This is a genomic window from Crossiella sp. CA198 (assembly GCF_052078295.1).
Taxonomy (GTDB): Bacteria; Actinomycetota; Actinomycetes; order Mycobacteriales; family Pseudonocardiaceae; genus Crossiella.
Genome location: NZ_JBQJIM010000017.1, coordinates 23,624 through 47,501 on the forward strand (window position 1 = coordinate 23,624; position 23,878 = coordinate 47,501).

The following is a 23,878-nucleotide window of genomic DNA, read 5'->3' on the forward strand; positions in this document are numbered from 1 at the left end:
GTGCTCATCCCGCGCAGGGTCAAGCACCGCAAGCAGCACCACCCCGGTCGCTCCGGCGCCGCCAAGGGTGGCACCAGGGTCACGTTCGGCGAGTTCGGCATCCAGGCTCTGGAGCCGGCCTACGTGACCAACCGGCAGATCGAGTCCGCTCGTATCGCCATCACCCGGCACATCCGCCGTGGCGGCAAGGTCTGGATCAACATCTTCCCGGACCGCCCGCTCACCAAGAAGCCTGCCGAGACCCGCATGGGTTCCGGTAAGGGTTCGCCGGAGTACTGGGTGGCCAACGTCAAGCCGGGTCGCGTCGTCTTCGAGATGAGCTTCCCGAACGAGACCGTGGCCCGCGAGGCGCTCCGCCGCGCGATCCACAAGCTTCCGATGAAGTGCCGCATCGTCACGCGTGAGGGTGGTGAGTTCTGATGGCAGCGACGAACACCGCTTCCGAGCTGCGTGAGCTCACCAACGAGGAGCTCGTGCTGCGTCTTCGGGAGGCCAAGGAGGAGCTGTTCAACCTCCGCTTCCAGATGGCGACCGGGCAGCTCGACAACAACCGGCGTCTGCGTGCCATCCGGCACGAGATCGCCCGTATCTACACCGTGATGCGGGAACGTGAGTTGGGCCTGTCCGTCTCGCCGGACGAGGTCGCGGCATCCGCTGAAGGTGAAGGTGCAGCATGAGCGAGAATGTCGAGAGCACGGAAGACCGCAACAACCGTAAGACCCGCGAGGGCTACGTTGTCGCGGACAAGATGGACAAGACGATCGTGGTCGCGCTCGAGGACCGCAAGAAGCACCCGCTGTACGGCAAGGTCCTGCGCACCACCACCAAGGTGAAGGCGCACGACGAGGCCAACACCGCTGGTGTGGGCGACCGTGTTCTCCTCATGGAGACCCGGCCGCTGTCCGCCACCAAGCGCTGGCGGCTCGTCGAGATCCTCGAGAAGGCCAAGTAACACCACCGCCCGGCGCGAGCGGGGCGGGACCGCGCGTGTCAGGTCGGAAATCTGGCACGCCAGTATGGGTCAAGGAGAAGGTAAGTGATTCAGCAGGAGTCGCGACTGCGCGTCGCCGACAACACGGGTGCGAAGGAAATCCTCTGCATCCGCGTTCTCGGTGGTTCGGCGCGTCGCTACGCGGGTATCGGTGACGTCATCGTCGCCACCGTCAAGGACGCGATCCCCGGCGCCAACGTGAAGAAGGGTGACGTCGTCAAGGCGGTCATCGTTCGCACGGTCAAGGAGCGCCGCCGTCCGGACGGTTCCTACATCCGGTTCGACGAGAACGCGGCCGTTCTGATCAAGAACGAGACCGAGCCCCGCGGGACCCGTATTTTCGGGCCCGTCGGCCGAGAGCTGCGGGACAAGAAGTTCATGAAGATCATCTCGCTGGCGCCGGAGGTGCTCTGACATGAAGATCAAGAAGGGCGACACGGTCGTCGTCATCGCTGGCAAGGACAAGGGCGCCAAGGGCAAGGTCATTCAGTCCTACCCGGACAATGACCGAATCCTGGTCGAGGGTGTCAACCGGATCAAGAAGCACACGCGGGTCTCGCAGACCCAGCGTGGCGCCCAGACCGGCGGCATCGTGACGCAGGAGGCCTCGATCCACGTGAGCAACGTGATGGTCGTGGACTCCGACGGCAAGCCCACCCGCGTTGGTTACCGCACCAACGACGAGGGTCGTCGCGTCCGTATCTCGCGGCGGAACGGTAAGGACATCTGATCATGACGACCGCAGAGAAGATCGCTCCGCGGCTCAAGGGCCGCTACCGCGAGGAGATCACGGGCGCGCTGCAGGAGCAGTTCGTCTACGCCAACCGGATGCAGATCCCCGGTCTGGTGAAGATCGTCGTGAACATGGGTGTCGGCGACGCCGCCCGCGACGGAAAGCTGATCGAGGGCGCCATCCGCGATCTGGCCACCATCACCGGCCAGAAGCCGGAGGTGCGCAAGGCACGCAAGTCCATCGCGCAGTTCAAGCTCCGCGAGGGCATGCCGATCGGCGCCAAGGTCACCCTGCGCGGCGACCGCATGTGGGAGTTCCTGGACCGGCTGCTGACCATCGCGCTGCCGCGTATCCGTGACTTCCGCGGTCTGTCCCCGAAGCAGTTCGACGGCAACGGGAACTACACGTTCGGTCTGAACGAGCAGTCGATGTTCCACGAGATCGACCCCGACTCGATCGACCGCCCGCGTGGTATGGACATCACCGTCGTCACCACCGCCGGCACCGACGAGGAGGGCCGGGCGCTGCTGAAGCTCCTGGGCTTCCCGTTCAAGGAGAACTGATCCATGGCGAAGAAGGCGCTTGTCCAGAAGGCCGCGCGCAAGCCGAAGTTCAAGGTGCGGGGTTACACCCGCTGCCAGCGCTGCGGCCGTCCGCACTCGGTCTTCCGTAAGTTCGGCTTGTGCCGGGTGTGCCTCCGCGAGATGGCCCACCGGGGCGAGCTTCCCGGCGTGAGCAAGTCCTCCTGGTGATCCAGGCTGCCTGGCCCACGCCCCGCTGATTTCCACTTCGCCGTAGGCCCGTGCGGGAACCCCGGCGAGAAAGGTTGACAAGGTCACCATGACGATGACCGATCCGATCGCAGACATGCTCACCCGTCTGCGCAACGCCAACTCGGCGTACCACGACCAGGCCGTGATGCCGCACTCGAAGCTGAAGGCGTCGATCGCCGACATCCTGCAGCGCGAGGGCTACATCTCCGGCCACCGGACCGAGCAGGGCGAGAAGAGCCAGCATCTCGTCGTCGAGCTCAAGTACGGCCCCAACCGTGAGCGGAGCATCGCCGGCCTCCGGCGGGTCTCCAAGCCCGGTCTGCGGGTTTACGCCAAGTCCACCAACCTGCCGAAGGTGCTCGGCGGACTGGGCGTTGCCATCATCTCCACGTCGACCGGTCTGCTGACCGACCGGCAGGCCAACAAGCAGGGTGTGGGCGGGGAAGTCCTCGCCTACGTCTGGTAAGGGAGGGGAGTACACATGTCGCGTATCGGTAAGCTCCCGATCCCCGTGCCCGCCGGTGTGGACGTCAAGATCGACGGCCCCAGCGTCACCGTGAAGGGCCCCAAGGGCACTCTCGCGCACACCCTCGTCGAGCCGATCCTGATCGAGCGGGACGAGGACGGTGTGCTCCAGGTGAAGCGCCCGAACGACGAGCGTCGCAGCCGCGCGCTGCACGGTCTGTCGCGCACCCTGGTGCACAACATGGTCGTCGGCGTGACCGCGGGCTACGAGAAGAAGCTCGAGATCCACGGCGTCGGTTACCGCGTGGCGCTCAAGGGCTCCGAGCTGGAGTTCGCGCTCGGCTACAGCCACTCGGTGAAGGTGACTCCGCCCGAGGGCATCACCTTCGTCGTCGAGTCGCCGACCCGGTTCTCGGTCGTGGGCATCGACAAGCAGCAGGTCGGCGAGGTTGCGGCGAACATCCGCAAGCTGCGCAAGCCGGACCCGTACAAGGGTAAGGGCGTGCGCTACGCGGGCGAGATCATCCGCCGCAAGGTCGGAAAGACGGGTAAGTGAGCATGAGCGAGACAGCAACCGTCAAGCGCAAGCGCGCAGGCAAGGACGTCTCCACCCTGCGTCGCGTGGCCCGTACGCGCCGGCATTTCCGGCTCCGCAAGAAGATCAGCGGAACCCCGGATCGCCCGCGTCTGGTGGTCACCCGGTCCTCGCGGCACGTTGTCGCGCAGGTCATCGACGACCTCGCCGGTCACACCCTGGCCTCCGCCTCCACGCTGGAAGCGGACATCCGTGCGCTGGACGGTGACAAGAAGGCTCGCGCCGCCAAGGTGGGCGAGCTGGTCGCGGCCAGGGCCAAGGAAGCCGGCGTCGCCAAGGTCGTTTTCGACCGGGGTGGCTACGACTACCACGGCCGCATCGCCGCGCTGGCCGACGCCGCGCGCGAGCACGGGCTGGAGTTCTGAGAGTCATGCAGAGCACTGAAGGAAGGAACGCCTGATGCCGGGACGTACACGGCAATTCGGCGGCGGCCAGGGCGGTCCGGGTGGCCAGGGCAACGAGCGTGGCGAGCGGCGTGACCGCCGCGACCGTCGCGACTCCGGTCGTGGCGGAGCTCCCCAGGAGAAGAGCCTGCACATCGAGCGCGTGGTTGCGATCAACCGCGTCGCGAAGGTGGTCAAGGGTGGTCGTCGCTTCAGCTTCACCGCGCTGGTGATCGTGGGTGACGGCGACGGAATGGTCGGCGTCGGCTACGGCAAGGCCAAGGAAGTTCCGGCCGCCATCGCCAAGGGTGTCGAGGAGGCGAAGAAGAGCTTCTTCCGCGTCCCTCGTATCGCCGGCACCATCCCGCACCCCGTGCAGGGCGAGGACGCCGCTGGCGTCGTCCTCCTGCGTCCGGCCAGCCCCGGTACCGGTGTTATCGCCGGTGGCCCGGTGCGCGCCGTGCTGGAGTGCGTGGGTATCCACGACGTGCTGAGCAAGTCGCTGGGTAGCGACAACGCCATCAACGTCGTGCGTGCCACCGTCGCCGCGCTGAAGATGCTGCAGCGGCCTGAAGAGGTCGCCGCGCGTCGTGGCCTGCCGCTGGAGGATGTTGCTCCGGCCGGCATGCTGCGGGCCCGTGCTGGACAGGGGGCCTGATCCCCATGGCCAAGCTCAAGGTCACCCAGCTGCGCAGCACCATTGGCTGCAAGCAGAACCAGCGCGACACCATTCGCACCCTGGGTCTGCGCAAGATCCGCCAGTCGGTGGTCCGCGAGGACTCTCCGCAGGTTCGTGGACTCATCCACACCGTGCGGCACCTGGTGGCGGTCGAGGAGGTCGCTGACTGATGACTATCAAGCTGCACCACCTGCGTCCGGCTCCTGGCTCCAACACCCCGAAGACCCGCGTGGGTCGTGGTGAGGGTTCCAAGGGCAAGACCGCGGGTCGTGGTACCAAGGGCACCAAGGCGCGCAAGAACGTCCCCGCGCGCCTGGAGGGTGGGCAGATGCCCATCCACATGCGGCTGCCGAAGCTCAAGGGCTTCAAGAACCCCTTCCGCACCGAGTACCAGCCGGTCAACGTGACCGACCTGGCCCGCCTGTTCCCCGAGGGGGGCAGCATCGGGGTCGAGGACATCGTCAACGCCGGTCTGGTCCGCAAGGGCAAGCTGGTCAAGGTGCTCGGCAACGGGGACCTCGGCGGGGTGAAGCTCGACATCACCGCGCACAAGTTCTCGCAGAGCGCGATGGACAAGATCAACGCTGCTGGCGGCTCGGTCACCGAGCTGTGAGCTGTTAGCTTGTGGACGGGCCGGCAGGGCGACCTGCCGGCCCGTTCCTGCTTTACAAGGCAAGTGGATTCGCGGATAGACGGTTGATACTCCGTTTCACCCATTCCCAAGGTCAATCCGACGGTAGGGGTGGGCACGGAGATCCCGGCTGTTAGAGTCGTCAGCACGCTTCGTACTGTGGTGGTGCGATGCGTCCCTGGACTGCGCGAGTTCGCTCGCCAGGTGGTGCACAGCCGGCCCGCGAGGCCGGGTCCGTCAGTAGTCGGCCAACCGGGCCGGCCACGCCGAGGAGGTCTTGCGTGCTCAGCGCCTTCCGCTCGGCTCTTGCGACGCCTGACCTACGCCGCAAGATCCTCTTCACCCTCGCGCTCATCGCGGTATACCGCCTTGGCGCGACCCTGCCTTCGCCCGGGGTTTCGTACCCGAACATCCAGCAGTGCATCCGCGAGGCAGAGGGTGACAACGCCAACAACATCTACACCCTGCTGAACCTGTTCAGCGGTGGTGCGCTGTTGCAGTTGTCGATCTTCGCGCTGGGCATCATGCCGTACATCACCGCGAGCATCATCATCCAGCTGCTCACCGTGGTCATCCCGCGGTTCGAACAGCTGCGCAAGGAGGGTCAGGCCGGTCAGGGCAAGCTGACCCAGTACACCCGGTACCTCACCATCGCGCTGGCCATCCTGCAGGCCACCGCGTTCACCGCGCTCGCCGTGCGGGGTCAGCTCTTCCAGAACTGCACCCTGGACATCATCCCGGACAAGGGCATCTTCGGCCTGATCGTCATCGTGATCACGATGACCGCGGGCACCGCCGTGATCATGTGGCTGGGTGAGCTGATCACCGAGCGCGGCATCGGCAACGGCATGTCCCTGCTGATCTTCACCATGATCGCGGCCCGGATCCCGGCCGAGGGCGCCAACATCCTGCGCCAGGGTGGTGTCACCTTCACCATCATCTGCGTGTTCGGCCTGGTGATCATCGCCAGCGTCATCTTCGTGGAGCAGGCGCAGCGCCGGATCCCGGTGCAGTACGCCAAGCGCATGATCGGTCGCCGGATGTACGGCGGCACCTCGACCTACCTGCCGCTGAAGGTGAACCAGGCCGGTGTCATCCCGGTCATCTTCGCCTCCTCGCTGCTGTACCTGCCGGACCTGATCACCCGCCTCACCGCCTCCACCGGTGACCCGAGCTGGTGGCAGATCTTCCTGCGCGACCAGGTGGTCAACCAGCGCAGCTGGGTGCACATCGCGCTGTACTTCATGCTGATCATCTTCTTCACGTACTTCTACGTCGCGATCACGTTCAACCCGGACGAGCGCGCGGACGAGATGAAGAAGTTCGGCGGCTTCATCCCCGGTATCCGCCCCGGCCGTCCGACGGCGGAGTACCTGCAGTTCGTACTGAGCCGGATCACCCTGCCGGGCTCGCTCTATCTGGGCATCATCGCCGTGTTGCCGAACTTCTTCCTCGGTGTCACCGGCGATGGGCAGAACCAGAACTTCCCGTTCGGCGGCACCGCGGTGCTGATCATGGTCGGTGTCGGCCTTGACACGGTGAAGCAGATCGAGAGCCAGCTCATGCAGCGTAACTACGAAGGGTTCCTCCGCTAGTGCGACTCGTTCTTGTCGGCCCGCCCGGAGCGGGCAAGGGTACCCAGGCCACCGTGCTCAGCCAGAAGCTCGGCGTGCCGCACATCTCCACCGGCGAGCTGTTCCGGTACAACGTCGGCCAGGAGACCGCTCTGGGCAAGGAAGCCAAGCGCTACCTGGACGCCGGTGAGCTGGTGCCGGACTCGGTCACCAACTCCATGGTCCGGGAGCGGCTGGCCGAGGCGGACGCGGTGAACGGCTTCCTGCTCGACGGCTTCCCGCGCAACACCGCGCAGGCCGACGTGCTGGGCCAGATCCTCAAGGAGAACGACGAGGGCCTGGACGCGGTGCTGGAGTTCGCGGTGCCGGAGGACGTCGTGGTCGAGCGCCTGCTCGCCCGCGGCCGGTCCGACGACAACGAGGATGTGATCCGGCGGCGCCAGCAGGTGTACCGCTCGGAGACCGCCCCGCTGCTCGACTACTACGGCGACATCCTGCTGAAGGTGGACGCGGTGGGCACGGTCGAGGAGATCACCGGCCGCGCGCTGGACGCGCTCAACAACCGTAGGTAGAAGGGCGGGGCCCGTGCTCAGGCGCGGACGCGGAATCGAGATCAAGACGCACACCGAGCTGGAAGCCATGCGGGCCGCGGGCCTGGTGGTGGCCCGCACCCTGGCCGCGGTCGCCACGGCGGCCAAGGCCGGGGTGAGCACCGGTGAGCTGGACGAGCTGGCCGAGCAGACCATCCGGGACGCCGGGGCGGTGCCCTCCTTCAAGGGCTACCACGGCTTCCCGGCCTCGATCTGCGCCTCGGTGAACGAGCAGGTCGTGCACGGCATCCCGAACCGGGAGCAGGTGCTGGCCGACGGCGATCTGCTGTCGGTGGACTGCGGCGCCATCCTGGACGGCTGGCACGGCGACTCCGCGGTGACCCTGGCCATCGGCACGGTGACCGAGCAGGAAGTGAAGCTGTCCAACGCCTGCCGCGAGTCGATGCTGGCCGGCATCGCCGCGGTGCGCCCGGACAACCGGCTCAGCGACATCAGCCACGCCATCGAGACCGCCGTGCTGGCCGCGGCCAAGCGCGACGGCCTGGAGTACGCCATCGTCGCCGACTACGGCGGCCACGGCATCGGCAGCCAGATGCACATGGAGCCCTTCCTGCCCAACCGCGGCAAGCCGGGCAAGGGTCCCAAGCTCAAGGTGGGCATGGCCATCGCGGTCGAACCGATGGTCACCCTTGGCAGCGACGACACCGTCGAACTCGAGGACGGCTGGACCGTCATCACCGACGACGGTTCCCGGGCCGCGCACTGGGAGCACAGCGTCGCGGTCACCGAGAACGGCCCCTGGGTGCTCACCGCCCTGGAGGACTGAGCACACACGCACGAAGGGCGCCCCGGAGTCTCGGCTCCGGGGCGCCCTTCGTCGTTCACTTGTTGATCTTGCGTTCCCCCGGCTGGAACTCCTGGTAGACCCAGACCGCCGGGATCGGCATGTCGTCGAAGTGGCCGGGGTCCTTGGTCAGCACCGTCTCCCTGGCCAGCAGGCTGCCGTCCTGCTCGCCGATCACCAGGGTGATGCGGACGGGTTTGCCGTAGCCGCCGGGGGCGTCCACGTCGTCGATGCTGATCGCCAGTCCCCGCCGCCCGGCGTGGTCGGTGACCCGGCCAGGCTTGTTCAGGTCGGTCACGGTCGCCAGCTGCCGCAGCACCCAGGCCCGTTGCCGAGGGTTGAGCGCCCGGGTACCGGCCAGTTCGGCCACCCGGTAGAAGGAGTGGCCGCGCAGTACCGGGCTCCGCCACAGCCACCGGCCGAAGGCAGCCTCGTCCTGGGGAATGGCCCCCAGGTAGGCGTCGTCCTTGCCACCCGGCTGGTAGTGGTCGAACGTGGGTGGACCATTGCCGTGGGGGACGCCGAACACGCGGGAGCCGTCGGCGAAGGTCACCACTTCGGTGTTGATGGTGCGCCGCTGGGTCGGAGCGGTGCGATCGCCAGGGCGGTCCAGGACCCAGGTCACCGAATGCGCCCGCTCGGTGTACCCCGGCCCCACCGGGTCCGGCAGGGCCTCGACCTTCGCGGCGAGTCGCCGCAGCAGTTCCGCGGCGGGTGGTTGACCGGGCCCGACTGGCTCGACCACCAGCGGGCTGAACTGCTGGCCCCCCGCGGACTGGACGCCGGAGTCCAGCAGGGTCACCCCGATCGCCGTCCCGGCGACCACGGTCGCCGCCACCAGCCCCACCGCCAGCAGCCGCCGCCGGGGCACCGACCTGGGGCGAGCCGCGGGCCGCACGGGCAGCTGGGTGACGCCGGCCGGCTCGGCCAGGATGCGGCGCAGGTCCGCCGATCGCTGTTCCAGCGTGGGGAGTCCGTCCCCCGCCGCCGGGTCCAGCGCCCGGTAGTGCAGGCGCAGCTCGTCCTCGACGCCCCTCATCGGATTCCTCCAGTCCCCGGCAGGGCCGGGATCAGTTCGATGTGCCGGGCGCGCAGCCGCCGCCGCAGCCGGACCAGGCGCATGGCCAGCGCGGCTGGGTTGCAGCCCAGCACCGCCGCGGCCTCGCGGCTGGTCAGGCCCTCCCAGGCGATCAGCCGCACCGCTTCGCGGTCGGGTTCGGGCAGCTGGTCGAACAGCCGGGCCACGGCCAGCCGGGTCTCGGTCTGCTCGGCGTGGTCGGGCTCCTGGCCCGGACCGGCGTGCGCGGCCACCCGCTCCACCAGCGCGTTCGCCCGCTGGGCGCCGCGGAAGGTGTTGGCCAGCACCCGCCGGGCCACCCCGTACAACCAGGGCAGCGGCAGCGGACTGCGTTCCAGCTCGGTGAAGCGGCGCCAGGCGGTCAGGAAGACCTCGGCCACCGTGTCCCGGCAGTCCAGTTCCGGCGCCCGGCGGCGCACGTACCGGGCGATGTCCTCGTAGTGCAGCTGGTACAGCGCGGTGAAGCGTTGTTCGGGCTCGTTCATCGCACCCCCTTTCACCGTGGTCTGTGTCCGGACCGGCCCCGGCCATAACACCCGATCCACCGGATCTGCGACCATCACCGGTGTGAGTGAGCCGGTGCCGTACGAGCGGATGCGGATCTCCGACGCCGACCGGGAGGCGGTGGCCGGGCGGCTACGCCAGGCCCAGGGCGAGGGCAGGCTCACCCTCGGCGAGTTCGACGAGCGGGTCCGGCTGGTCTGGGCCAGTCGCACCTACGGCGAGCTGGCCGCGGTCACCGGCGACCTGCCGGACCTGGCCACCCAGTCCCCGGTGCCCGCGGTGCCCGTGCCCGCGCACCGGCCGCGGCGGTTCTTCCGGGCGGTGCTCGGGGTCTACCTGTTCGCGGTGCTGATCAACCTGGTGATCTGGGGCCTGGTCAGCGTGACCGAGCTGGAGCTGGCCTACCCCTGGTTCCTCTGGGTGGCCGGACCGCCAGGGGTGGTGGTGCTCACCCTGCACCTGCTCGGGCGGCCTCGTCCGGACGGGCGTTGACGCGCGGACGGGCTACGCCCACGGGACCCCCTCGAATCCGCATCGCGGATGACGACCGGGGACCGATCGCGCTGGCACGCTGGCCGGCGTGAGTGAATCAGTGCGGGTCTGGCTCATCGCCAGCGCGGTCATGATCGCGGTGTGGGCAGGCACCTCGCTGCTCTCCGCCGCCGCGGTCTACCCCTGGTTCCTCTGGCCCATCGGCATCTGGGGGGCCATCGAGTTGTTCAGCTGGATGAGCAAGCGGGACGGCCGCCGGCCGGGCTGAACCGGCCCCGGTTTGGAGACCAGCGCATACTGCGCCTACACTGGAGCGACGGCGCATCTGGTTGTGCCCGTTCCGACGTGCCCGTGGCTGTTCTTCAGCCGCCTGGCGACCGGTTTTCCGCACTTCAGTGCGCATCCGGCGGTCATCCAGGGTCTCGAAGGTAGCGGGTTCCTCCGGTGCCCGTGAACCGCCTGATCAGGGGTTTTTCCGCCCTGGTCGGGTTTGCCAGATCATCACCGTCACGAAACGCGGAGGACATGGGCAAGAAGGACGGGGCCATTGAAGTCGAGGGCCGCGTAGTCGAGCCGCTCCCCAACGCGATGTTTCGCGTCGAGCTGGAGAACGGCCACAGGGTCCTTGCACACATCAGCGGCAAGATGCGGCAGCACTACATCCGCATCCTGCCCGAGGACCGGGTAGTCGTGGAGCTTTCGCCCTACGACCTGTCCCGTGGCCGCATCGTCTACCGCTACAAGTGACCTCCACGGTGTCCTGGTGCCCCCAGGACACGCGGCCAAGCAGGAGTGCACGACCGTGAAGGTCCAGCCGAGCGTCAAGAAGATCTGCGACAAGTGCAAGGTGATCCGCCGTCACGGGCGGGTCATGGTGATTTGCGAGAACCTGCGTCACAAGCAGCGTCAGGGCTGATCACCCGCACTTTCGTTCGCTGATCCCGGACGACAAGCAACCACAAGCCTTCCCGAACCTGTCCGGTACCGCGGTACCGCGACTGACCCCCGGACTTCAGGCCGGGGCCCGCGAGCAGTTGAGTCGACTCGCGGGGCGGTCGGGGAGAAGACCTGGAGATACGACGAAGGAGAAAGTCGCCGAATGGCACGACTCTCTGGCGTCGATCTTCCCCGCGAGAAGCGGTTGGAGATCGCGCTGACCTACATTTTCGGCATTGGCCGGACCCGCTCCCGGGAGATCCTGGGCGCCACCGGCCTGAGCGCCGACCTGCGTGTTCGCGAACTGACTGACGACGACGTCGTCAAGCTGCGCGAGTACATCGAGAACCACTTCAAGGTTGAGGGTGACCTCCGCCGCGAGGTTCAGGCCGACATTCGCCGGAAGATCGAGATCGGCTGCTACGAGGGGCTGCGGCATCGCCGCAACCTGCCCGTGCGAGGCCAGCGCACCAAGACCAACGCGCGCACCCGCAAGGGCCCGAAGAAGACGGTCGCCGGCAAGAAGAAGGCCGGAAAGAAGTAAGACCTCGCGCTAGCTAGGAGATCACCGCAATATGCCACCGAAGTCCCGTACGGGCGCCGGGGTCAAGAAAATCCGGCGCAAGGAAAAGAAGAACGTCTCTCATGGGTTCGCCCACATCAAGAGCACGTTCAACAACACGATCGTGTCGATCACGGACCCGGCCGGGAACGTGATCAGCTGGGCGTCCGCAGGCCACGTCGGCTTCAAGGGCTCCCGCAAGTCGACGCCGTTCGCCGCCCAGATGGCCGCGGAGAACTGCGCCCGCAAGGCCGCCGAGCACGGCATGCGCAAGGTGGACGTCTTCGTGAAGGGTCCTGGCTCCGGCCGGGAGACCGCGATCCGTTCGCTGCAGGCCGCAGGCCTTGAGGTCGGCACTATCCAGGACGTGACCCCGCAGCCGCACAACGGCTGCCGCCCGCCCAAGCGGCGCCGGGTCTAAGCGCGGGAAGGAGTAATTCACGATGGCTCGTTACACCGGTCCCGCGACTCGTAAGTCTCGTCGACTCAAGGTTGACCTCATCGGCGGCGACCGCTCCTTCGAGCGCCGTCCGTACCCCCCGGGTCAGCACGGACGGACTCGCATCAAGGAGTCCGAGTACCTGCTGCAGTCGCAGGAGAAGCAGAAGGCTCGCTTCACCTACGGCGTGCTGGAGAAGCAGTTCCGTCGTTACTTCGAGGAAGCTCGGCGCGTCACCGGCAAGACCGGTGAGGCCCTGCTGATCATCCTCGAGTCGCGGCTGGACAACGTCGTTTACCGGGCCGGCCTGGCTCGCACCCGGCGCCAGGCGCGCCAGCTGGTGAACCACGGCCACTTCCTGGTCAACGGCAAGAAGGTCAACATCCCGAGCTTCCGGGTGTCCCAGTACGACATCATCGACGTGAAGCCGAAGTCGCTGCCGACGCTGCCGTTCCTGGCCGCGAAGGAAGCCCTCGGCGACCGCGGGGTGCCGGCCTGGCTCCAGGTTGTTCCGTCGACGCTGCGTGTGCTCGTGCACTCGCTCCCGGTCCGCGCGCAGATCGACACGCCGGTCCAGGAGCAGCTCATCGTCGAGCTCTACTCGAAGTGACGTGACCCGGGGCGACCGTTTCGACGGTCGCCCCGGTACTGCGTCTGACCGCTGGCACGAATGGTGTGCCCGCGGTGCAAGCCCAGTACGGCGTCAAATAGCGGGCGCCGACAGGTAAAGGAGTTCCACAGTGCTTATCTCCCAGCGGCCCACGCTGGCCGAGGACACGGTCAACGAGACCCGCTCCCGGTTCGTCATCGAACCACTGGAGCCGGGCTTCGGCTACACCCTCGGCAACTCGCTGCGGCGCACGCTGCTGTCCTCCATTCCGGGGGCGGCCGTGACCAGCATCCGCATCGACGGCGTGCTCCACGAGTTCACCACGGTGCCCGGCGTGAAGGAGGATGTCACCGACATCATCCTGAACCTCAAGGAGCTGGTCGTCAGCTCCGAAGAGGACGAGCCGGTCACCATGTACCTGCGCAAGCAGGGCCCCGGTGAGGTCACCGCTGGCGACATCGTGCCGCCGGCCGGTGTCACCGTGCACAACCCCGACCTGCACATCGCCACCCTGAATGGCAAGGGCAAGCTGGAGATCGAGCTCGTTGTCGAGCGCGGTCGCGGCTACGTCCCGGCCATGCAGAACAAGCAGGCCGGCGCCGAGATCGGCCGGATTCCGGTCGACTCGATCTACTCGCCGGTGCTGAAGGTGACGTACAAGGTCGAGGCCACCCGTGTCGAGCAGCGCACGGACTTCGACAAGCTGATCCTGGACGTGGAGACCAAGCCGTCGATCACCCCCCGCGACGCGGTGGCATCGGCCGGTAAGACCCTCGTCGAGCTGTTCGGCTTGGCCCGTGAGCTCAACATCGACGCCGAAGGCATCGAGATCGGCCCCTCGCCAGCCGAGGCGGACACCATCGCGGCTTTCGCGATGCCGATCGAGGACCTGGACCTCACCGTCCGGTCCTACAACTGCCTCAAGCGCGAGGGCATCCACACCGTTGGCGAGCTGGTCTCGCGCAGCGAGGCGGACCTGCTCGACATCCGCAACTTCGGTGCCAAGTCGATCGACGAGGTCAAGCTGAAGCTGGCAGGCCTTGGGCTCGCGCTCAAGGACAGCCCGCCTGGGTTCGACCCGTCCGCGGCGGCCTCGGAGTACACCGGTGAGGGCTGGGCGAGTGGGCACGTTGACACGGGCCACGACGATGGCCAGGACTACGCGGAGACGGAACAGCTCTGAGCTGTCCGTCCACTGTGGACGCTGACACGTCACAGCGTTGAGCTTGATCTAGAGGAGTAACCGATGCCCACGCCCACCAAGGGAGCCCGGCTCGGTGGGTCCCCGGCCCACGAGCGGCTGCTGCTGGCCAACCTGGCCACCCAGCTGTTCCAGCACGGTCGGATCACCACCACCGAGGCCAAGGCGCGGCGGCTGCGTCCGCTCGCCGAGAAGCTGATCACCAAGGCCAAGCGCGGCGACCTGCACAACCGCCGCGAGGTCATGCGCACCGTCCGGGACAAGGACGTTGTGCACAAGCTGTTCGCCGAGATCGGTCCGCACTTCGCGGAGCGTCCCGGTGGTTACACCCGGATCATCAAGTCGATGCCGCGCAAGGGCGACAACGCCCAGATGGCGATCATCGAACTGGTCGGGGAGAAGACCGTCACCGCTGAGGCGGAGAAGGCCCGCGGCACCAAGTTCGCCAAGGACGCCGCCAAGGTCGACGCCACCACCGGCGCCGAGGTCGTGGACACCACGGCCGAGGAAGCCGCGGAGACCAAGGCCGAGACCACCGAGGACACCAAGGCCGAGGCCGAGGTGACCGAAGAGGTCAAGGCTGAGGACACCGAGGCCAAGGACGCCAAGTCCGAGAAGTGACGACTGAACTTCAGTCCGCCGAGCCCGCCATTCCCACTGGGGATGGCGGGCTCGTGCGCGTCCGCCTCGACCTGGGCTACGACGGCACCGACTTCTCCGGCTGGGCCAAGCAGCCCGCCCGCCGCACCGTGTGCGGGGTGCTGGAGGAGGCCATCTCCCGGGTGCTGCGCCGGGAGATCACGCTGACCGTGGCCGGGCGCACCGACGCCGGGGTGCACGCCACCGGCCAGGTGGCCCACCTCGACCTGCCCGCCGAGTACGACGTGCCCGGCCTGCCGCGCAGGCTGGCCCGGCTGCTACCGGCCGATGTGCGGGTCTTCGCCGCCAGGGTGCTCACCCCGGACTTCGACGCGCGGTTCTCCGCGCTGCGGCGGCATTACGAGTACCGAGTGGGCACCGCGCCCTACGGCGTGCCGCCGCTGGATGCCCGCCGGATCGTCTCGGTGCCGCGGCAGCTGGACCTGGCCGCGATGAACGAGGCCGCCGCGCTGCTGCTCGGCGAACGCGATTTCGCCGCCTTCTGCAAGCGCCGCGAGGGCGCCACCACCGTCCGGGAGCTGCAACGGCTGGAATGGCGGGTGGAGAGCGAGCACGTGCTGGTCGCGGCCGTCTCCGCGGACGCCTTCTGCCACTCCATGGTGCGCAGCCTGGTCGGCGCGCTGCTCGCGGTCGGCGAGGGCCGCAAGCCGGTGGGCTGGCCTGCCGAACTGCTCCGGTCCACCGAACGCGCCAACGGCGTCACGGTGGCCCCCGCGCACGGACTGGTGCTGGTCCGGGTCGACTACCCGGCCGACGCCGAGCTGGCCGCCAGGGCCGGGATCACCCGCAACGTGCGCGTGCTGCCCGGCTGCCGCTGAGTTCCCGCGGCAGCCGGGTCCACGTCAGTCGCCGCGGCGGACCGGGCCGAGGATCTGCTGTTCCTTCGGGGTGGTCACCAGTCGCAGCGGACGCCACAGGTTCGCGCCCAGTGCCACCACGCCGTCGTCCTTGAGCTGGGTCAGCTGGTTCACCATCGGCGGCGGCAGCCGCCAGATCCGCCCGGCCAGCTGGGCCTGACCCACCGGCAGGCGCTGCATGAGCACCAGGTCGGCGTTGTTCGCGGTGGCCGAGGCCTGCGGGTGCAGGTACGGCAGCACGTAGAGCGTGGTCTGCCAGGCCGAGCGGGGCGGGAACATCTCCTGCGGCACCGCGCCACCGTCGTGCACCACCAGCAGCGGCCCGTCCTCCGAGGCCCTTGGCAGTTCGATCGGGGACAGTCTGCGGATCTGCACCAGCGGCATCTGCTGTGCCTCCGGGCCCTGTCCGGCGGCCCTGGTGAGCATCTGCCAGGCCTGCGGCCGGCCGGTGGCGATGACCACCCAGGCGCCGATCGCCATCGCGCGCAGCGCCACCTGGCGGGCCAGGTAGAGCCCGCCAACCGAGACGATCCGGGTGGGCTGGTTGCGCAGCACCGAGACGGTCAGCGGCTCGCCCTTGACGCCCGAGCCGAGCACCATGCCGCCGCGGTCGCCGGAAGGGCTGATCGCGTCCAGCATCTCGGGGGCGACCAGAAACTCCGGCGCGACCCCGAGGTCGGCCGCCTTGTTCTCCATCATGCGGCTGCTCATGTGTTCCCTCCCAGCGGCAACGAGGCGGCGAAGGCGTCCAGCTGCTGGCCCCGCAGCGGGGTGAGGGTGATGCCGATGTGGTTGCTGACCTGCTGCAACCGCGCGTCGGCCGTCTCCAGCTCAGTGGGGTTGCGGGCACTGACCCGCACCAGTCCGCGCAGGCCGACCTGACCGCTCTCCCCGCTCGGCGCGATCGCCACGGACACCGTGGAGGACAGCGCGCGGATGCCGGTGAGCACGTTCAGGCTCTGCGCCACACCCTTGTTGGACCAGCTGGTGATCGCGTAGCTGGCGTGCCCGATGCCCGCCGCGGTGACCCCGGTCCAGCCCTCGACCAGGCTGACCGGCTTGCCGGTGCCGGTGGCACTGCTCAGCTCGGCCGCCGAGGTCGCCGAGCGCAGCAGCTCGTCGGCGTCCAGCGGCCGGATCGGCACGCCCCGCGACTCCAGCGCGTTGCGCACCCGGGAGACCGCGCCGATCAGCGCGCGGTGCGCGCCGACCACGCCGCCACCGCGTTCCCGCACCGCGGCTGGGCAGCGCTTGGGATCCAGCCGGACCGCGATCCAGGTGGTGCGCCGGGCGGCCGCGGGCAGCGGGCCCAGCACCTCAAGGTAGGAGGCCAGCGCGGGCGAGGACGGCGGCAGCGCCGCGCTGCCCGGGTAGCAGTGCGTGATGACCTGGATCGAGTCCAGCACCACGCCCCGGTCCTCCAGGCAGGGCGCGAGCGCGCTCAGCGGCAGCGGCGGGGTGGCGCCCACGTGCGAGACCATCTGCGGCGCCGGGTCGACCAGCAGCAGCGCGGTCCAGGTGCCCTCGTGCCAGGCCAGCCCGATCGGCCGGTCCTCGTGGTCCTTGCTGTGCGCGACCACCAGGTCCGGAAAGGCCAGCCGCAGCAGCCCGACCCGGACGTCCTCGGTGCCGGTGACCTTGGCGTCGGTGTCGGCGGCCGAGACGGCCAGCTCCGGCGGCACCGGGTGCGCGACCCTGGTGTGCGAGCGGAACCGGAAGCTGGTGGTGAGTCTGATCCACTGGGTGAGCCAGCGCCCGCGCCAGCGGGTCAGCGCGAGGATGAGCGCCAGCCCGGCCACGCCCGCGCCCACCGGCAGCAGGCTGGTGTTGACGGCCAGCACGACCAGCCCGAGCGCGACGCCGACCTCGAGCACGATGAGGTTGGCCACCGGCAGCGCCCCGAGGGTGGCGCCGACCTCGCGCCGCCGGGCCCGCATCACGGTGCGCACGGCGCCGGCCATGGCCGCCGGGTTCGGCGGCGCGGGCGGACGCTGCTGGGCTGACTGAGGTGTGGTCACGGACATCCGCCCTCTGTAGTTCCCCTCGTGGGCACGAAAACGCTCCCCTGATGGACCTGGCATGTGGCAGCCGGTGGACGATATACGTGCGCCGGGCTCCGCCGAAGGAGTGTCGGGTTCCCCCAACCGCACCCACGCGACCCGCCGAACCGGCTATCGTGCCGAACCGTACCGCGACCGGGAGAGCAGCAGGCCGAGAATGCCCTCAACACCTACCACCAAGTCCCAGGTTCACGCGTACCAGTTCGTGATTCGCAGGATGGAATCCGCGCTGGTCCGCAAGGACGCGGTGATGTTGCACGAACCCACCCGTACCCAGACACGCGCGACCGTGGTCGGGGCGATCCTCGCCGTGGTCTGCATGCTGGGTTTCTACGTATTCAGCCTCCTCAGCCCCAAGGGCACGTTGCCGAGCGAGGACGGCATCGTGATCAGCAAGCAGTCGGGCGCCGTGTATGTGGTGATGAACAGCCCGACGAGGATGCTGGTCGCGACGCCGAACCTGGCCTCGGCCAAGCTCTTGCTGGTGGCCAAGGGCGGCAGCGCCGGAGCGGGCGCCGCGCCCAGCACGGTGGATGAGTCCGCGCTGACCGGAATCTCCAGGGGCGCTTTCACCGGCATCCCCGGCGCGCCCGAGTTGCTGCCCACCGGCGAGCAGATTGTTTCACCCGATTGGGGAGTCTGCGATCAGCTGACCGTGGACCAGAGCGCGGTGCGCGGGGACGAGAAGCCCGCGGTGGACACCACCGTCTTCGGCGGTGTGACCAACCTGGGCCGCAAGCTCAAGGAGAGCGAGGGGCTGCTGCTGAAGTCCCCCACCGGGACCACCTACCTGGTCTTCGCCAGCGACCCGGAGAAGGGCCTGCCCGGCGCGGGCGCGGTGCGCGCCAAGATCGACCTGACCAACAAGGTGATCACCAGCGCGCTGCGGATCAGCAACCCGACGCCGCGACTGGCCTCCACCGCGCTGATCAACTCGATCCCCGAGGTGAACGAGCTGAAGGCGCTGGAGGTCCCGGACAAGGGCAGCAGCATCAGCGCGTACACCATGACCGGTGGCCGCAAGGTCGGCGATGTGGTGCGCACCCAGCGCGCGGACTCCAGCTACGCCTACTACCTGCTGCTCAAGGACGGCGTGCAGCAGATCCAGCAGGCCGTGGCCGACCTCATGCAGACCGCCTCCAGCGCCAGCGGCGGCTGGCCGACGGTGTCGCTGGCCGATGTGAACCTCGCGCCGAACACCCAGAACCCGGTCGAGATGAAGGACTTCCCGAAGCTCGTCCCGACCATCGTGCCGATCTCCGAGCAGACCACCACCTGCCTGAACTGGGGCGTGCAGAACAACAAGCCGGCCACCTGGGTCGGCCTGGCCAACGCCACGCCCACCTCGGATCCCAACCTGAAGCCGGTCGAACTGGCCCAGGCCGACGGCAGCGGGGACAAGGTCGACAAGTTCTTCATGCCGCCGGGCAAGGCCGCGGTGGTGCGCAGCGCGACCTCGGAGAACAACTTCAACTCCGGCCCGATCTTCCTGGTCTCCGACCGCGGGGTGCGCTTCGGCATCCCGGACAAGAAGACCGCGGAGGGTCTGGGCCTTGGCGCCAACTACGCGCCGGCGCCCGAGGTCATCCTGCGCACGCTGCCGACCGGGCCCATCCTGGACCCGAAGGACGCCGCCCGGATGTTCGACGCGGTGGAGCTGGACGAGACCGGCGGCAAGCGCCGGGTGATTCCCACGCCCAATCCGGTCGCGGGCGGCTGAGCCGCTTTCGTCCGGACGGGAACCGGGCACGCGGGCGCGCCGTCCGAACCGGTGCGGACGAGCACCGGGAATGGGGGCTGGAATGGCCGGCAAGGTCAGGGTCGACACCGACTGGCTGAACGGGTACGCCAAGCAGGTCGCGGCGGCCGGTGACGAACTGGGCCGGGCCGCGGGCTCGCTCAACACCAGCCCGCTCGGCCCGGCCGCCTTCGGCGAGCTGGGCCGGGAGGTGGGCAGCGCGGAGTCCTACGCCAGGGCCGCGGAGTTGTTGCGCGGTCAGCTCAACCGGGCTGGCGAGGTGCTGCGCTCGGCGGGAGTGGAACTGGGCGAGGTGGTCACGCACTACAAGGGCGGCGAGTTCGACAGCACCGCGGGCCTGCGCCGCACCGAGGGCGGGCGGTGACCATGGACTTCAACTCGCTGCGCGCGCACCCCGAGCCGCTCACCGTCTCCGCGCCCAACAGCGGGCCGGACGGCCGGGCGGTGGCCCGTGGCCTGGACGACCACCTGAACTACCTGTCCAGCACGGCCCGTCAGCTCGGCGTGCCCGACCCGGTCGAGGAATATTTCGGCCCGGTGGTCGGCCAGTGGAACGACATGCACGCCGAGGCCGCCCGCTGGCGAACCGCGGCCCGCGGCCTGGAGGACGTCTCGGCCAGGGTGACCGGGCCGCTGGGCGGGCTGGACTCGGTGTGGGACGGCGCGGACTCCGACGCCTTCCTGGACCACATGCGCAAGGTCGGCCTGGCAGGCGCAGGCGTCTCCGACGCGATGGTCGCGCTGGCCGACGCGCTGGACGCCACCGCGGACGGCCTGCGCCAGATCGTGCGCGACCTGGTCGAGGTGCTCGCCGACAGCGCGGAGAACATCTCGGCCGCGATGATCGTGCCGATGCAGGGCGAGGCCAGGGCCAAGAAGTACCTGGACGACCAGCAGCGCCCGACCAAGGAACTCTTCGAGGCGGCCCGCCAGGTGCTCTCCGCCCTGGTCGGCCTGTGCGACGGCTTCGAGCAGGCGGACGCCTTCGCCACGCTCAAGCTCACCCACACCATGCCTGCCGCCAACTGGTCCTTCGATGCCCCGAAACCGCCTACCGGCACCGAGGACGGCACTAAGGCTGCCAAGGGCGGCGGCGGTGCCGGCGGAGGTGGTGGCGGCTTCGGTGGTGGTGGCGGCGGCCTGGGTGGTGCGGGCTCGGTCGGCGGTGGAGTCGGCGCCGCGCCTGCCGCGCCGCTGGCCCCCGGTGGCGCCGCGGCGGCGGTGCAGGGCCCGGCGGCCAGTCCGATGGCCGCGGCGGCAGCGGCCGGTCCGATCGGTCCTGGCGCGGGCGCGCCTGCCGCCGGTGGCATGGGCGGGATGATGCCGATGGGCGGCATGATGGGCGGCGGTGCCGGCGGTCAGGGCGGCGACCAGGAGCACAAGTCCAAGACCAGGGTCACGGCCAGCTCCAGCGAGCTGTTCGGCAAACCGAAGAAGGCCGCGCCGCCGGTCATCGGCGAGGACTGAGTCCACACACCACAGTCCACACACGACGGTGGCCGTCCCCCGCGAACCTGGGGACGGCCACCGTTGTCGTTTCCGGGGCTAGTGCAGAGGCCGCAGCGCGGACTCCTCCTCGGCCCTCTTGTCCCGCTGCACCGTGCGCACGATGAACAGCGTCAGCAACAGCAACCCGAGCCCGCCGCCCGCGCCCGCGAGCGCGACCACGATGGGCGTCCAGTTCTTCTCCACCGGCGGGCTCAGCGGCATGCTGTCCCGCACCGGCGGCATGGGCGTGACGCCCGCCTCCTCCGGCAGCACCGCGGTCAGCGCCGCGATCGGGTCGACCATGCCATAGCCGAGGTAGAAGTCCCGGCCGCCCTTGCCTGCCGGGTGCTGCGCGGTCTGCTGCAACCGGGACATCACCTGGTAGGCGCTGAGGTCCGGGTACCGCTCCCGCACCAGCGCGGCCACCCCGGCCACGTACGGCGCGGCGAAGCTGGTGCCCTGGATCTCGGTGGGCTTGCCGCCGTTGTCCAGCATCCGGTTGGCCAGCTTGGTCGCGCCCTTGCCAGGGTCCAGCGAGGTGATCTTGGTGCCCGGCCCGGCGATGTCCACCCACGGGCCGCCGATGGAGAAGGTGGCCCGCTCGCCCTCGAAGGTGACCGCGCCGACGGTGAGCACGTCGTCGTCGAAGAAGGCGGGGCTGGCCACCACGTTCGCCCGGCCCGGCGAGTTGTTCTGCTTGCAGCTGCTGGACTCGTCGCCCTCGGAGGTGTTCCCGGCCGCGACCACGATGACCTTGTTCTTGGTCTTCACCGCGTACCGCACCGTGCCGCGCAGCGTGGCCTGGTCGGCCAGTGAGCCGACCGGACCGCAGATGGTCTCGGAGATGTTGATCACCGTGACCTCGGGGTCGTCGGCCGCCCGGCGGATGGCCTGGGCCAGCGTGTCCAGCCTGCCGGCGGAGCGTTCTTGCCCGGTCCTGGTGTCCTTGGCCTTCCAGAACGGGTCGGTCTGGCGGAAGGCCAGGATCTTCGCGTCCGGCGCGACGCCCTTGAAGCCCTCGGTGCTGTCGTCGTTGTCCGCGGCGATGATCCCGGCCACCAGGGTGCCGTGGCCGTTGCAGTCCTCGGTGCCGTTCTTGCCCTCCTGGACGTAGTCGCCGCCGCCCTCCAGCCGCCCCTTGAGCCGCGGGTGCGGGTTGACGCCGGTGTCGATGACCGCGACCTTCTGCTTCTTGCCGGTGGCGAAACGCCAGGCCTTCTCGAACTGCAGCACCATCTGGCCCCACGGCCGGGGTTCCACGGTCAGCCCGTTGTTGCCGGGCACGATGCAGTTCTGCTTCTGCTCGTACGGCATGTCCCGCACCGCGGGCGCGAACCCGGCGGGCGCGCCCGGAGCCGGGGGCTTCGGGAACACGTCATCCGGCTGGGCCGCGGCCGAGGTCGTCGGCTGCTGGGCCTGCGCCACCGAGAACGGGCTGAGCGCGAGCAAGGTGGCCGTGACGCCGGTCAGCGCCGCGGCACAGCGCATCCGCCGCGCCATCACATGTGCCGGATCGCGGAGTACAGCTCCATGACGGCCAGCGCCAGCGGCAGCACCGCGGCGATGAAGATCGCCTCGGCGACGTCGACCGAGCGGCGCATCGGCGGGGAGAATCGCTGCGTCGGGAACACCACGCCGAGCACCAGGCCCAGTGCCGCGAGCACGACCAGGGTGCCGAAGACCCACAGCAGCTGGCCGAACGGGCTGGCGGTGAGCATCCAGCCGACCAGCAGCCCGCCAGCGGACAGGATGCCGGTGGACAGCAGCGCCACCGCCTGGCTGCCGTTGGCGTAGGTGCGGGCACGCAGCAGCAGCACCGCGGTGACCACCGCGCCGAAGATCGGGCCCCAGAACTTCGGCATCGTGCTGGCCAGCGTCGCGCCACCGGCCGCGATCAGTCCGCAGCCGATGATCATGCCGGTCATGTACTCGTGGGCGAGGCCCGCGCGCCGCTCGATCACCTCGTAGTCCGGGAACCCCTGGTCCTCCTTGAGGTCCTCGGCGTTGCTCGGCACGTGCGGCAGCGGGATCTTGGCCATCTTGATGGTCATCTGCGGCAGCGTGGACAGCACCACCAGCGCGGCCGCCGCCGCGCCCGCGCCGAAGCCGTGCGGCGGGTAGTCCACGAACATGGCCACGGTGGAGGTCAGCAGGCCGATCACGCCGACGGTGACCGCGGCGATGAACACCGACACGCCCGCGCCGATCACCATCAGCGCCGCGCCGCCGACCACCGCGACCAGCGCGAAGGCCAGTAGCAGGTTGGCAGCGCCAGGCACCCCCGGCACCGCGTAGAGCCCGGCCACGAAGGCCATCGGCAGTCCGCCGGTGACGGCGATGATGATGCCGGTGGTGGGCGCGGAGTAGGAGCGCACGACCACCGCGCCGACGATCACCGACACCACCGCGGCCACGCCCGCGGTGATCGCGGCGGCCAGCGGGAAGGCGGCGCCGGCCAGCCACACGGTGGCCGCGGCGGCGATGAAGGCCAGGCCGCCGGCCCAGTGGCCGAGGCGGCGCGCGGTGTCGGCGTCCCAGGCCCGGAAGCTGTCCGGGTCGGCGTCGGCGATGGCGTCGACCACGTCGTCGTAGAGCGCCTTGGGCGGGTTCTCCACCCGCCGGCGCAGCTGCAGGATGTCGCCGTCGACCACGGCCAGCGAGGCCAGCGTGCGGCCCGGCTCCAGCGGGTCCTGGCCGATCTTGGCCAGGCACCAGCCGCCGTGGCGCACGCCACCGTCCGGGCTGTTCTCCTGGGCCATCTCCAGCAGCATCGGCAGCAGGTCGGCCACCGCGACATCCGCGGGAAGCGCGACGTCGATGCGCGTTCGCGGTGCCACCACGGTCACTCGGCTGAACACCGTCGTCCCGGTCGCCACCAGGCGCCCCCTTGCTCGTGTACTTGGGTCGGTCTCGGCTCGTGCCGCGTCATTCGTACCCGGTTCGGGGCGCATTGCCCGAACTGGCCCTAGCGGTCGGTGAGCGCCCCTAGTATGGCCGCACCGATGTTCCCGGC

The 23,878-nt window shown here is 69.2% G+C and carries 35 protein-coding genes; 29 read left to right on the forward strand and 6 right to left on the reverse strand.

Going from position 1 to position 23,878, the window contains the following annotated elements:
- From rplP to map, 16 genes are all read left to right on the forward strand, one after another.
- Nucleotides 1-420 (forward strand): 50S ribosomal protein L16, encoded by a 420-nt coding sequence (gene rplP, locus ACTOWY_RS27195; RefSeq protein WP_185000430.1) that lies wholly within the window; start codon nucleotides 1-3, stop codon nucleotides 418-420.
- On the forward strand, nucleotides 420-677 hold the full coding sequence (rpmC, locus tag ACTOWY_RS27200) for a 50S ribosomal protein L29 (RefSeq protein WP_185000428.1): 258 nt from the start codon (nucleotides 420-422) through the stop codon (nucleotides 675-677). Before rplP ends, rpmC begins: the two co-directional genes overlap by 1 nt.
- A complete protein-coding gene (gene rpsQ / locus ACTOWY_RS27205) occupies nucleotides 674-952 on the forward strand; it encodes a 30S ribosomal protein S17 (protein WP_185000427.1) in 279 nt (92 codons plus the stop codon). The genes rpmC and rpsQ overlap by 4 nt, the downstream gene beginning before the upstream one ends.
- Nucleotides 953-1,036: 84 nt before the next feature.
- Nucleotides 1,037-1,405, forward strand: a complete 369-nt coding sequence (rplN, locus tag ACTOWY_RS27210; RefSeq protein ID WP_185000426.1) for a 50S ribosomal protein L14 — start codon at nucleotides 1,037-1,039, stop codon at nucleotides 1,403-1,405.
- A gap of 1 nt (nucleotide 1,406) precedes the next feature.
- Nucleotides 1,407-1,721: a 50S ribosomal protein L24 gene (gene rplX / locus ACTOWY_RS27215; protein ID WP_441312478.1), complete on the forward strand. Its 315-nt coding sequence runs from the start codon at nucleotides 1,407-1,409 to the stop codon at nucleotides 1,719-1,721.
- Nucleotides 1,722-1,723: 2 nt separating this feature from the next.
- Nucleotides 1,724-2,287 (forward strand): 50S ribosomal protein L5, encoded by a 564-nt coding sequence (rplE, locus tag ACTOWY_RS27220; RefSeq protein WP_185000422.1) that lies wholly within the window; start codon nucleotides 1,724-1,726, stop codon nucleotides 2,285-2,287.
- Nucleotides 2,288-2,290: 3 nt separating this feature from the next.
- Nucleotides 2,291-2,476, forward strand: coding sequence for a type Z 30S ribosomal protein S14 (locus tag ACTOWY_RS27225; protein ID WP_185000420.1), 186 nt, complete (start codon nucleotides 2,291-2,293; stop codon nucleotides 2,474-2,476).
- Between the two features lie 88 nt (nucleotides 2,477-2,564).
- A complete protein-coding gene (gene rpsH, locus ACTOWY_RS27230) occupies nucleotides 2,565-2,963 on the forward strand; it encodes a 30S ribosomal protein S8 (protein WP_185000418.1) in 399 nt (132 codons plus the stop codon).
- A 15-nt stretch (nucleotides 2,964-2,978) separates the two neighbouring features.
- On the forward strand, nucleotides 2,979-3,518 hold the full coding sequence (gene rplF, locus ACTOWY_RS27235) for a 50S ribosomal protein L6 (protein ID WP_441312479.1): 540 nt from the start codon (nucleotides 2,979-2,981) through the stop codon (nucleotides 3,516-3,518).
- Complete coding sequence (rplR, locus tag ACTOWY_RS27240) at nucleotides 3,515-3,922, forward strand: 50S ribosomal protein L18 (protein ID WP_312986250.1); 408 nt, start codon at nucleotides 3,515-3,517, stop codon at nucleotides 3,920-3,922. Before rplF ends, rplR begins: the two co-directional genes overlap by 4 nt.
- Before the next feature lie 34 nt (nucleotides 3,923-3,956).
- Nucleotides 3,957-4,598, forward strand: coding sequence for a 30S ribosomal protein S5 (gene rpsE / locus ACTOWY_RS27245; protein ID WP_185000414.1), 642 nt, complete (start codon nucleotides 3,957-3,959; stop codon nucleotides 4,596-4,598).
- A 5-nt stretch (nucleotides 4,599-4,603) separates the two neighbouring features.
- Nucleotides 4,604-4,789: a 50S ribosomal protein L30 gene (gene rpmD / locus ACTOWY_RS27250; protein WP_441312480.1), complete on the forward strand. Its 186-nt coding sequence runs from the start codon at nucleotides 4,604-4,606 to the stop codon at nucleotides 4,787-4,789.
- A complete protein-coding gene (rplO, locus tag ACTOWY_RS27255; protein WP_185009984.1) occupies nucleotides 4,786-5,232 on the forward strand; it encodes a 50S ribosomal protein L15 in 447 nt (148 codons plus the stop codon). Before rpmD ends, rplO begins: the two co-directional genes overlap by 4 nt.
- Nucleotides 5,233-5,531: 299 nt before the next feature.
- Nucleotides 5,532-6,845: a preprotein translocase subunit SecY gene (secY, locus tag ACTOWY_RS27260; protein ID WP_247755563.1), complete on the forward strand. Its 1,314-nt coding sequence runs from the start codon at nucleotides 5,532-5,534 to the stop codon at nucleotides 6,843-6,845.
- A complete protein-coding gene (locus ACTOWY_RS27265; protein ID WP_441312481.1) occupies nucleotides 6,845-7,396 on the forward strand; it encodes an adenylate kinase in 552 nt (183 codons plus the stop codon). Before secY ends, ACTOWY_RS27265 begins: the two co-directional genes overlap by 1 nt.
- Nucleotides 7,397-7,409: 13 nt before the next feature.
- Nucleotides 7,410-8,201 carry a type I methionyl aminopeptidase gene (gene map / locus ACTOWY_RS27270; RefSeq protein WP_441312482.1) on the forward strand — a complete coding sequence of 264 codons (792 nt, stop codon included), beginning with the start codon at nucleotides 7,410-7,412 and terminating at the stop codon, nucleotides 8,199-8,201.
- 55 nt (nucleotides 8,202-8,256) lie between these two features.
- Here the strand turns inward: map and ACTOWY_RS27275 are convergent, their stop codons facing one another.
- Nucleotides 8,257-9,258 (reverse strand): hypothetical protein, encoded by a 1,002-nt coding sequence (locus ACTOWY_RS27275; RefSeq protein ID WP_441312483.1) that lies wholly within the window; start codon nucleotides 9,256-9,258, stop codon nucleotides 8,257-8,259.
- Nucleotides 9,255-9,782: an RNA polymerase sigma factor gene (locus ACTOWY_RS27280; RefSeq protein WP_441312484.1), complete on the reverse strand. Its 528-nt coding sequence runs from the start codon at nucleotides 9,780-9,782 to the stop codon at nucleotides 9,255-9,257. The genes ACTOWY_RS27275 and ACTOWY_RS27280 overlap by 4 nt, the downstream gene beginning before the upstream one ends.
- A gap of 82 nt (nucleotides 9,783-9,864) precedes the next feature.
- Here ACTOWY_RS27280 and ACTOWY_RS27285 point away from each other — a divergent pair, with 82 nt between their 5' ends.
- The 10 genes from ACTOWY_RS27285 (at nucleotide 9,865) to truA (ending at nucleotide 15,519) form a co-directional block, all read left to right on the forward strand.
- Entirely contained in the window at nucleotides 9,865-10,293 is a 429-nt protein-coding gene (locus tag ACTOWY_RS27285) for a DUF1707 SHOCT-like domain-containing protein (protein ID WP_441312485.1), read from the forward strand.
- A gap of 88 nt (nucleotides 10,294-10,381) precedes the next feature.
- The gene (locus ACTOWY_RS27290) at nucleotides 10,382-10,561 is read left to right on the forward strand and encodes a hypothetical protein (protein ID WP_247755568.1); all 180 of its coding nucleotides are present in this window, start codon (nucleotides 10,382-10,384) and stop codon (nucleotides 10,559-10,561) included.
- Between the two features lie 257 nt (nucleotides 10,562-10,818).
- Nucleotides 10,819-11,040, forward strand: coding sequence for a translation initiation factor IF-1 (infA, locus tag ACTOWY_RS27295; protein ID WP_029136093.1), 222 nt, complete (start codon nucleotides 10,819-10,821; stop codon nucleotides 11,038-11,040).
- A gap of 55 nt (nucleotides 11,041-11,095) precedes the next feature.
- Nucleotides 11,096-11,209, forward strand: a complete 114-nt coding sequence (gene rpmJ, locus ACTOWY_RS27300; protein WP_010148647.1) for a 50S ribosomal protein L36 — start codon at nucleotides 11,096-11,098, stop codon at nucleotides 11,207-11,209.
- 183 nt (nucleotides 11,210-11,392) lie between these two features.
- Nucleotides 11,393-11,773 (forward strand): 30S ribosomal protein S13, encoded by a 381-nt coding sequence (gene rpsM / locus ACTOWY_RS27305; protein WP_185000400.1) that lies wholly within the window; start codon nucleotides 11,393-11,395, stop codon nucleotides 11,771-11,773.
- 31 nt (nucleotides 11,774-11,804) lie between these two features.
- A complete protein-coding gene (rpsK, locus tag ACTOWY_RS27310; protein WP_252480573.1) occupies nucleotides 11,805-12,212 on the forward strand; it encodes a 30S ribosomal protein S11 in 408 nt (135 codons plus the stop codon).
- 22 nt (nucleotides 12,213-12,234) lie between these two features.
- Nucleotides 12,235-12,840: a 30S ribosomal protein S4 gene (rpsD, locus tag ACTOWY_RS27315; RefSeq protein ID WP_185000396.1), complete on the forward strand. Its 606-nt coding sequence runs from the start codon at nucleotides 12,235-12,237 to the stop codon at nucleotides 12,838-12,840.
- Nucleotides 12,841-12,970: 130 nt separating this feature from the next.
- Nucleotides 12,971-14,023 (forward strand): DNA-directed RNA polymerase subunit alpha, encoded by a 1,053-nt coding sequence (locus tag ACTOWY_RS27320; protein ID WP_441312486.1) that lies wholly within the window; start codon nucleotides 12,971-12,973, stop codon nucleotides 14,021-14,023.
- A gap of 63 nt (nucleotides 14,024-14,086) precedes the next feature.
- Nucleotides 14,087-14,662 carry a 50S ribosomal protein L17 gene (gene rplQ, locus ACTOWY_RS27325; RefSeq protein WP_185000393.1) on the forward strand — a complete coding sequence of 192 codons (576 nt, stop codon included), beginning with the start codon at nucleotides 14,087-14,089 and terminating at the stop codon, nucleotides 14,660-14,662.
- A gap of 53 nt (nucleotides 14,663-14,715) precedes the next feature.
- Nucleotides 14,716-15,519, forward strand: a complete 804-nt coding sequence (truA, locus tag ACTOWY_RS27330; protein WP_441312487.1) for a tRNA pseudouridine(38-40) synthase TruA — start codon at nucleotides 14,716-14,718, stop codon at nucleotides 15,517-15,519.
- A gap of 24 nt (nucleotides 15,520-15,543) precedes the next feature.
- On the opposite strand, the gene ACTOWY_RS27335 is transcribed toward truA, so the two are convergent.
- Both ACTOWY_RS27335 and eccE read right to left on the reverse strand, forming a co-directional pair.
- Nucleotides 15,544-16,269: a hypothetical protein gene (locus tag ACTOWY_RS27335; protein ID WP_247755571.1), complete on the reverse strand. Its 726-nt coding sequence runs from the start codon at nucleotides 16,267-16,269 to the stop codon at nucleotides 15,544-15,546.
- Nucleotides 16,266-17,447, reverse strand: coding sequence for a type VII secretion protein EccE (gene eccE, locus ACTOWY_RS27340; RefSeq protein ID WP_441312661.1), 1,182 nt, complete (start codon nucleotides 17,445-17,447; stop codon nucleotides 16,266-16,268). Before eccE ends, ACTOWY_RS27335 begins: the two co-directional genes overlap by 4 nt.
- 328 nt (nucleotides 17,448-17,775) lie before the next feature.
- Here eccE and eccB point away from each other — a divergent pair, with 328 nt between their 5' ends.
- The 3 genes from eccB to ACTOWY_RS27355 all read left to right on the forward strand — a co-directional run bounded on the left by eccB (nucleotide 17,776) and on the right by ACTOWY_RS27355 (nucleotide 20,844).
- Nucleotides 17,776-19,338 (forward strand): type VII secretion protein EccB, encoded by a 1,563-nt coding sequence (eccB, locus tag ACTOWY_RS27345; RefSeq protein WP_441312488.1) that lies wholly within the window; start codon nucleotides 17,776-17,778, stop codon nucleotides 19,336-19,338.
- 82 nt (nucleotides 19,339-19,420) lie between these two features.
- Nucleotides 19,421-19,741, forward strand: coding sequence for a hypothetical protein (locus tag ACTOWY_RS27350; protein WP_247755573.1), 321 nt, complete (start codon nucleotides 19,421-19,423; stop codon nucleotides 19,739-19,741).
- Nucleotides 19,738-20,844 carry a WXG100 family type VII secretion target gene (locus ACTOWY_RS27355; protein WP_441312489.1) on the forward strand — a complete coding sequence of 369 codons (1,107 nt, stop codon included), beginning with the start codon at nucleotides 19,738-19,740 and terminating at the stop codon, nucleotides 20,842-20,844. Before ACTOWY_RS27350 ends, ACTOWY_RS27355 begins: the two co-directional genes overlap by 4 nt.
- Before the next feature lie 78 nt (nucleotides 20,845-20,922).
- Here the strand turns inward: ACTOWY_RS27355 and mycP are convergent, their stop codons facing one another.
- Together mycP and eccD are read right to left on the reverse strand one after the other, a co-directional pair.
- Complete coding sequence (gene mycP / locus ACTOWY_RS27360; protein WP_441312490.1) at nucleotides 20,923-22,353, reverse strand: type VII secretion-associated serine protease mycosin; 1,431 nt, start codon at nucleotides 22,351-22,353, stop codon at nucleotides 20,923-20,925.
- 11 nt (nucleotides 22,354-22,364) lie between these two features.
- Nucleotides 22,365-23,741, reverse strand: coding sequence for a type VII secretion integral membrane protein EccD (gene eccD, locus ACTOWY_RS27365; RefSeq protein WP_441312491.1), 1,377 nt, complete (start codon nucleotides 23,739-23,741; stop codon nucleotides 22,365-22,367).
- Nucleotides 23,742-23,878 lie beyond the last annotated feature (137 nt).

What these genes read in the sequence shown, in the direction of transcription:
- ACTOWY_RS27275 (WP_441312483.1), bottom strand. Translation starts at nt 9,258, where the DNA reads ATGAGGGGCGTCGAGGACGAGCTGCGCCTGCACTACCGGGCGCTGGAC.
- ACTOWY_RS27335 (WP_247755571.1), bottom strand. Translation starts at nt 16,269, where the DNA reads ATGAGCAGCCGCATGATGGAGAACAAGGCGGCCGACCTCGGGGTCGCG.
- rpsE (WP_185000414.1), top strand. Translation starts at nt 3,957, where the DNA reads ATGCCGGGACGTACACGGCAATTCGGCGGCGGCCAGGGCGGTCCGGGT.
- ACTOWY_RS27280 (WP_441312484.1), bottom strand. Translation starts at nt 9,782, where the DNA reads ATGAACGAGCCCGAACAACGCTTCACCGCGCTGTACCAGCTGCACTAC.
- infA (WP_029136093.1), top strand. Translation starts at nt 10,819, where the DNA reads ATGGGCAAGAAGGACGGGGCCATTGAAGTCGAGGGCCGCGTAGTCGAG.
- rpsH (WP_185000418.1), top strand. Translation starts at nt 2,565, where the DNA reads ATGACGATGACCGATCCGATCGCAGACATGCTCACCCGTCTGCGCAAC.
- mycP (WP_441312490.1), bottom strand. Translation starts at nt 22,353, where the DNA reads ATGCGCTGTGCCGCGGCGCTGACCGGCGTCACGGCCACCTTGCTCGCG.
- rplE (WP_185000422.1), top strand. Translation starts at nt 1,724, where the DNA reads ATGACGACCGCAGAGAAGATCGCTCCGCGGCTCAAGGGCCGCTACCGC.
- ACTOWY_RS27350 (WP_247755573.1), top strand. Translation starts at nt 19,421, where the DNA reads ATGGCCGGCAAGGTCAGGGTCGACACCGACTGGCTGAACGGGTACGCC.
- ACTOWY_RS27225 (WP_185000420.1), top strand. Translation starts at nt 2,291, where the DNA reads ATGGCGAAGAAGGCGCTTGTCCAGAAGGCCGCGCGCAAGCCGAAGTTC.
- rpsK (WP_252480573.1), top strand. Translation starts at nt 11,805, where the DNA reads ATGCCACCGAAGTCCCGTACGGGCGCCGGGGTCAAGAAAATCCGGCGC.
- rpsD (WP_185000396.1), top strand. Translation starts at nt 12,235, where the DNA reads ATGGCTCGTTACACCGGTCCCGCGACTCGTAAGTCTCGTCGACTCAAG.
- eccB (WP_441312488.1), top strand. Translation starts at nt 17,776, where the DNA reads ATGCCCTCAACACCTACCACCAAGTCCCAGGTTCACGCGTACCAGTTC.
- rpmC (WP_185000428.1), top strand. Translation starts at nt 420, where the DNA reads ATGGCAGCGACGAACACCGCTTCCGAGCTGCGTGAGCTCACCAACGAG.
- rpsM (WP_185000400.1), top strand. Translation starts at nt 11,393, where the DNA reads ATGGCACGACTCTCTGGCGTCGATCTTCCCCGCGAGAAGCGGTTGGAG.
- rplF (WP_441312479.1), top strand. Translation starts at nt 2,979, where the DNA reads ATGTCGCGTATCGGTAAGCTCCCGATCCCCGTGCCCGCCGGTGTGGAC.
- rpmD (WP_441312480.1), top strand. Translation starts at nt 4,604, where the DNA reads ATGGCCAAGCTCAAGGTCACCCAGCTGCGCAGCACCATTGGCTGCAAG.
- rplQ (WP_185000393.1), top strand. Translation starts at nt 14,087, where the DNA reads ATGCCCACGCCCACCAAGGGAGCCCGGCTCGGTGGGTCCCCGGCCCAC.
- rplX (WP_441312478.1), top strand. Translation starts at nt 1,407, where the DNA reads ATGAAGATCAAGAAGGGCGACACGGTCGTCGTCATCGCTGGCAAGGAC.
- rpsQ (WP_185000427.1), top strand. Translation starts at nt 674, where the DNA reads ATGAGCGAGAATGTCGAGAGCACGGAAGACCGCAACAACCGTAAGACC.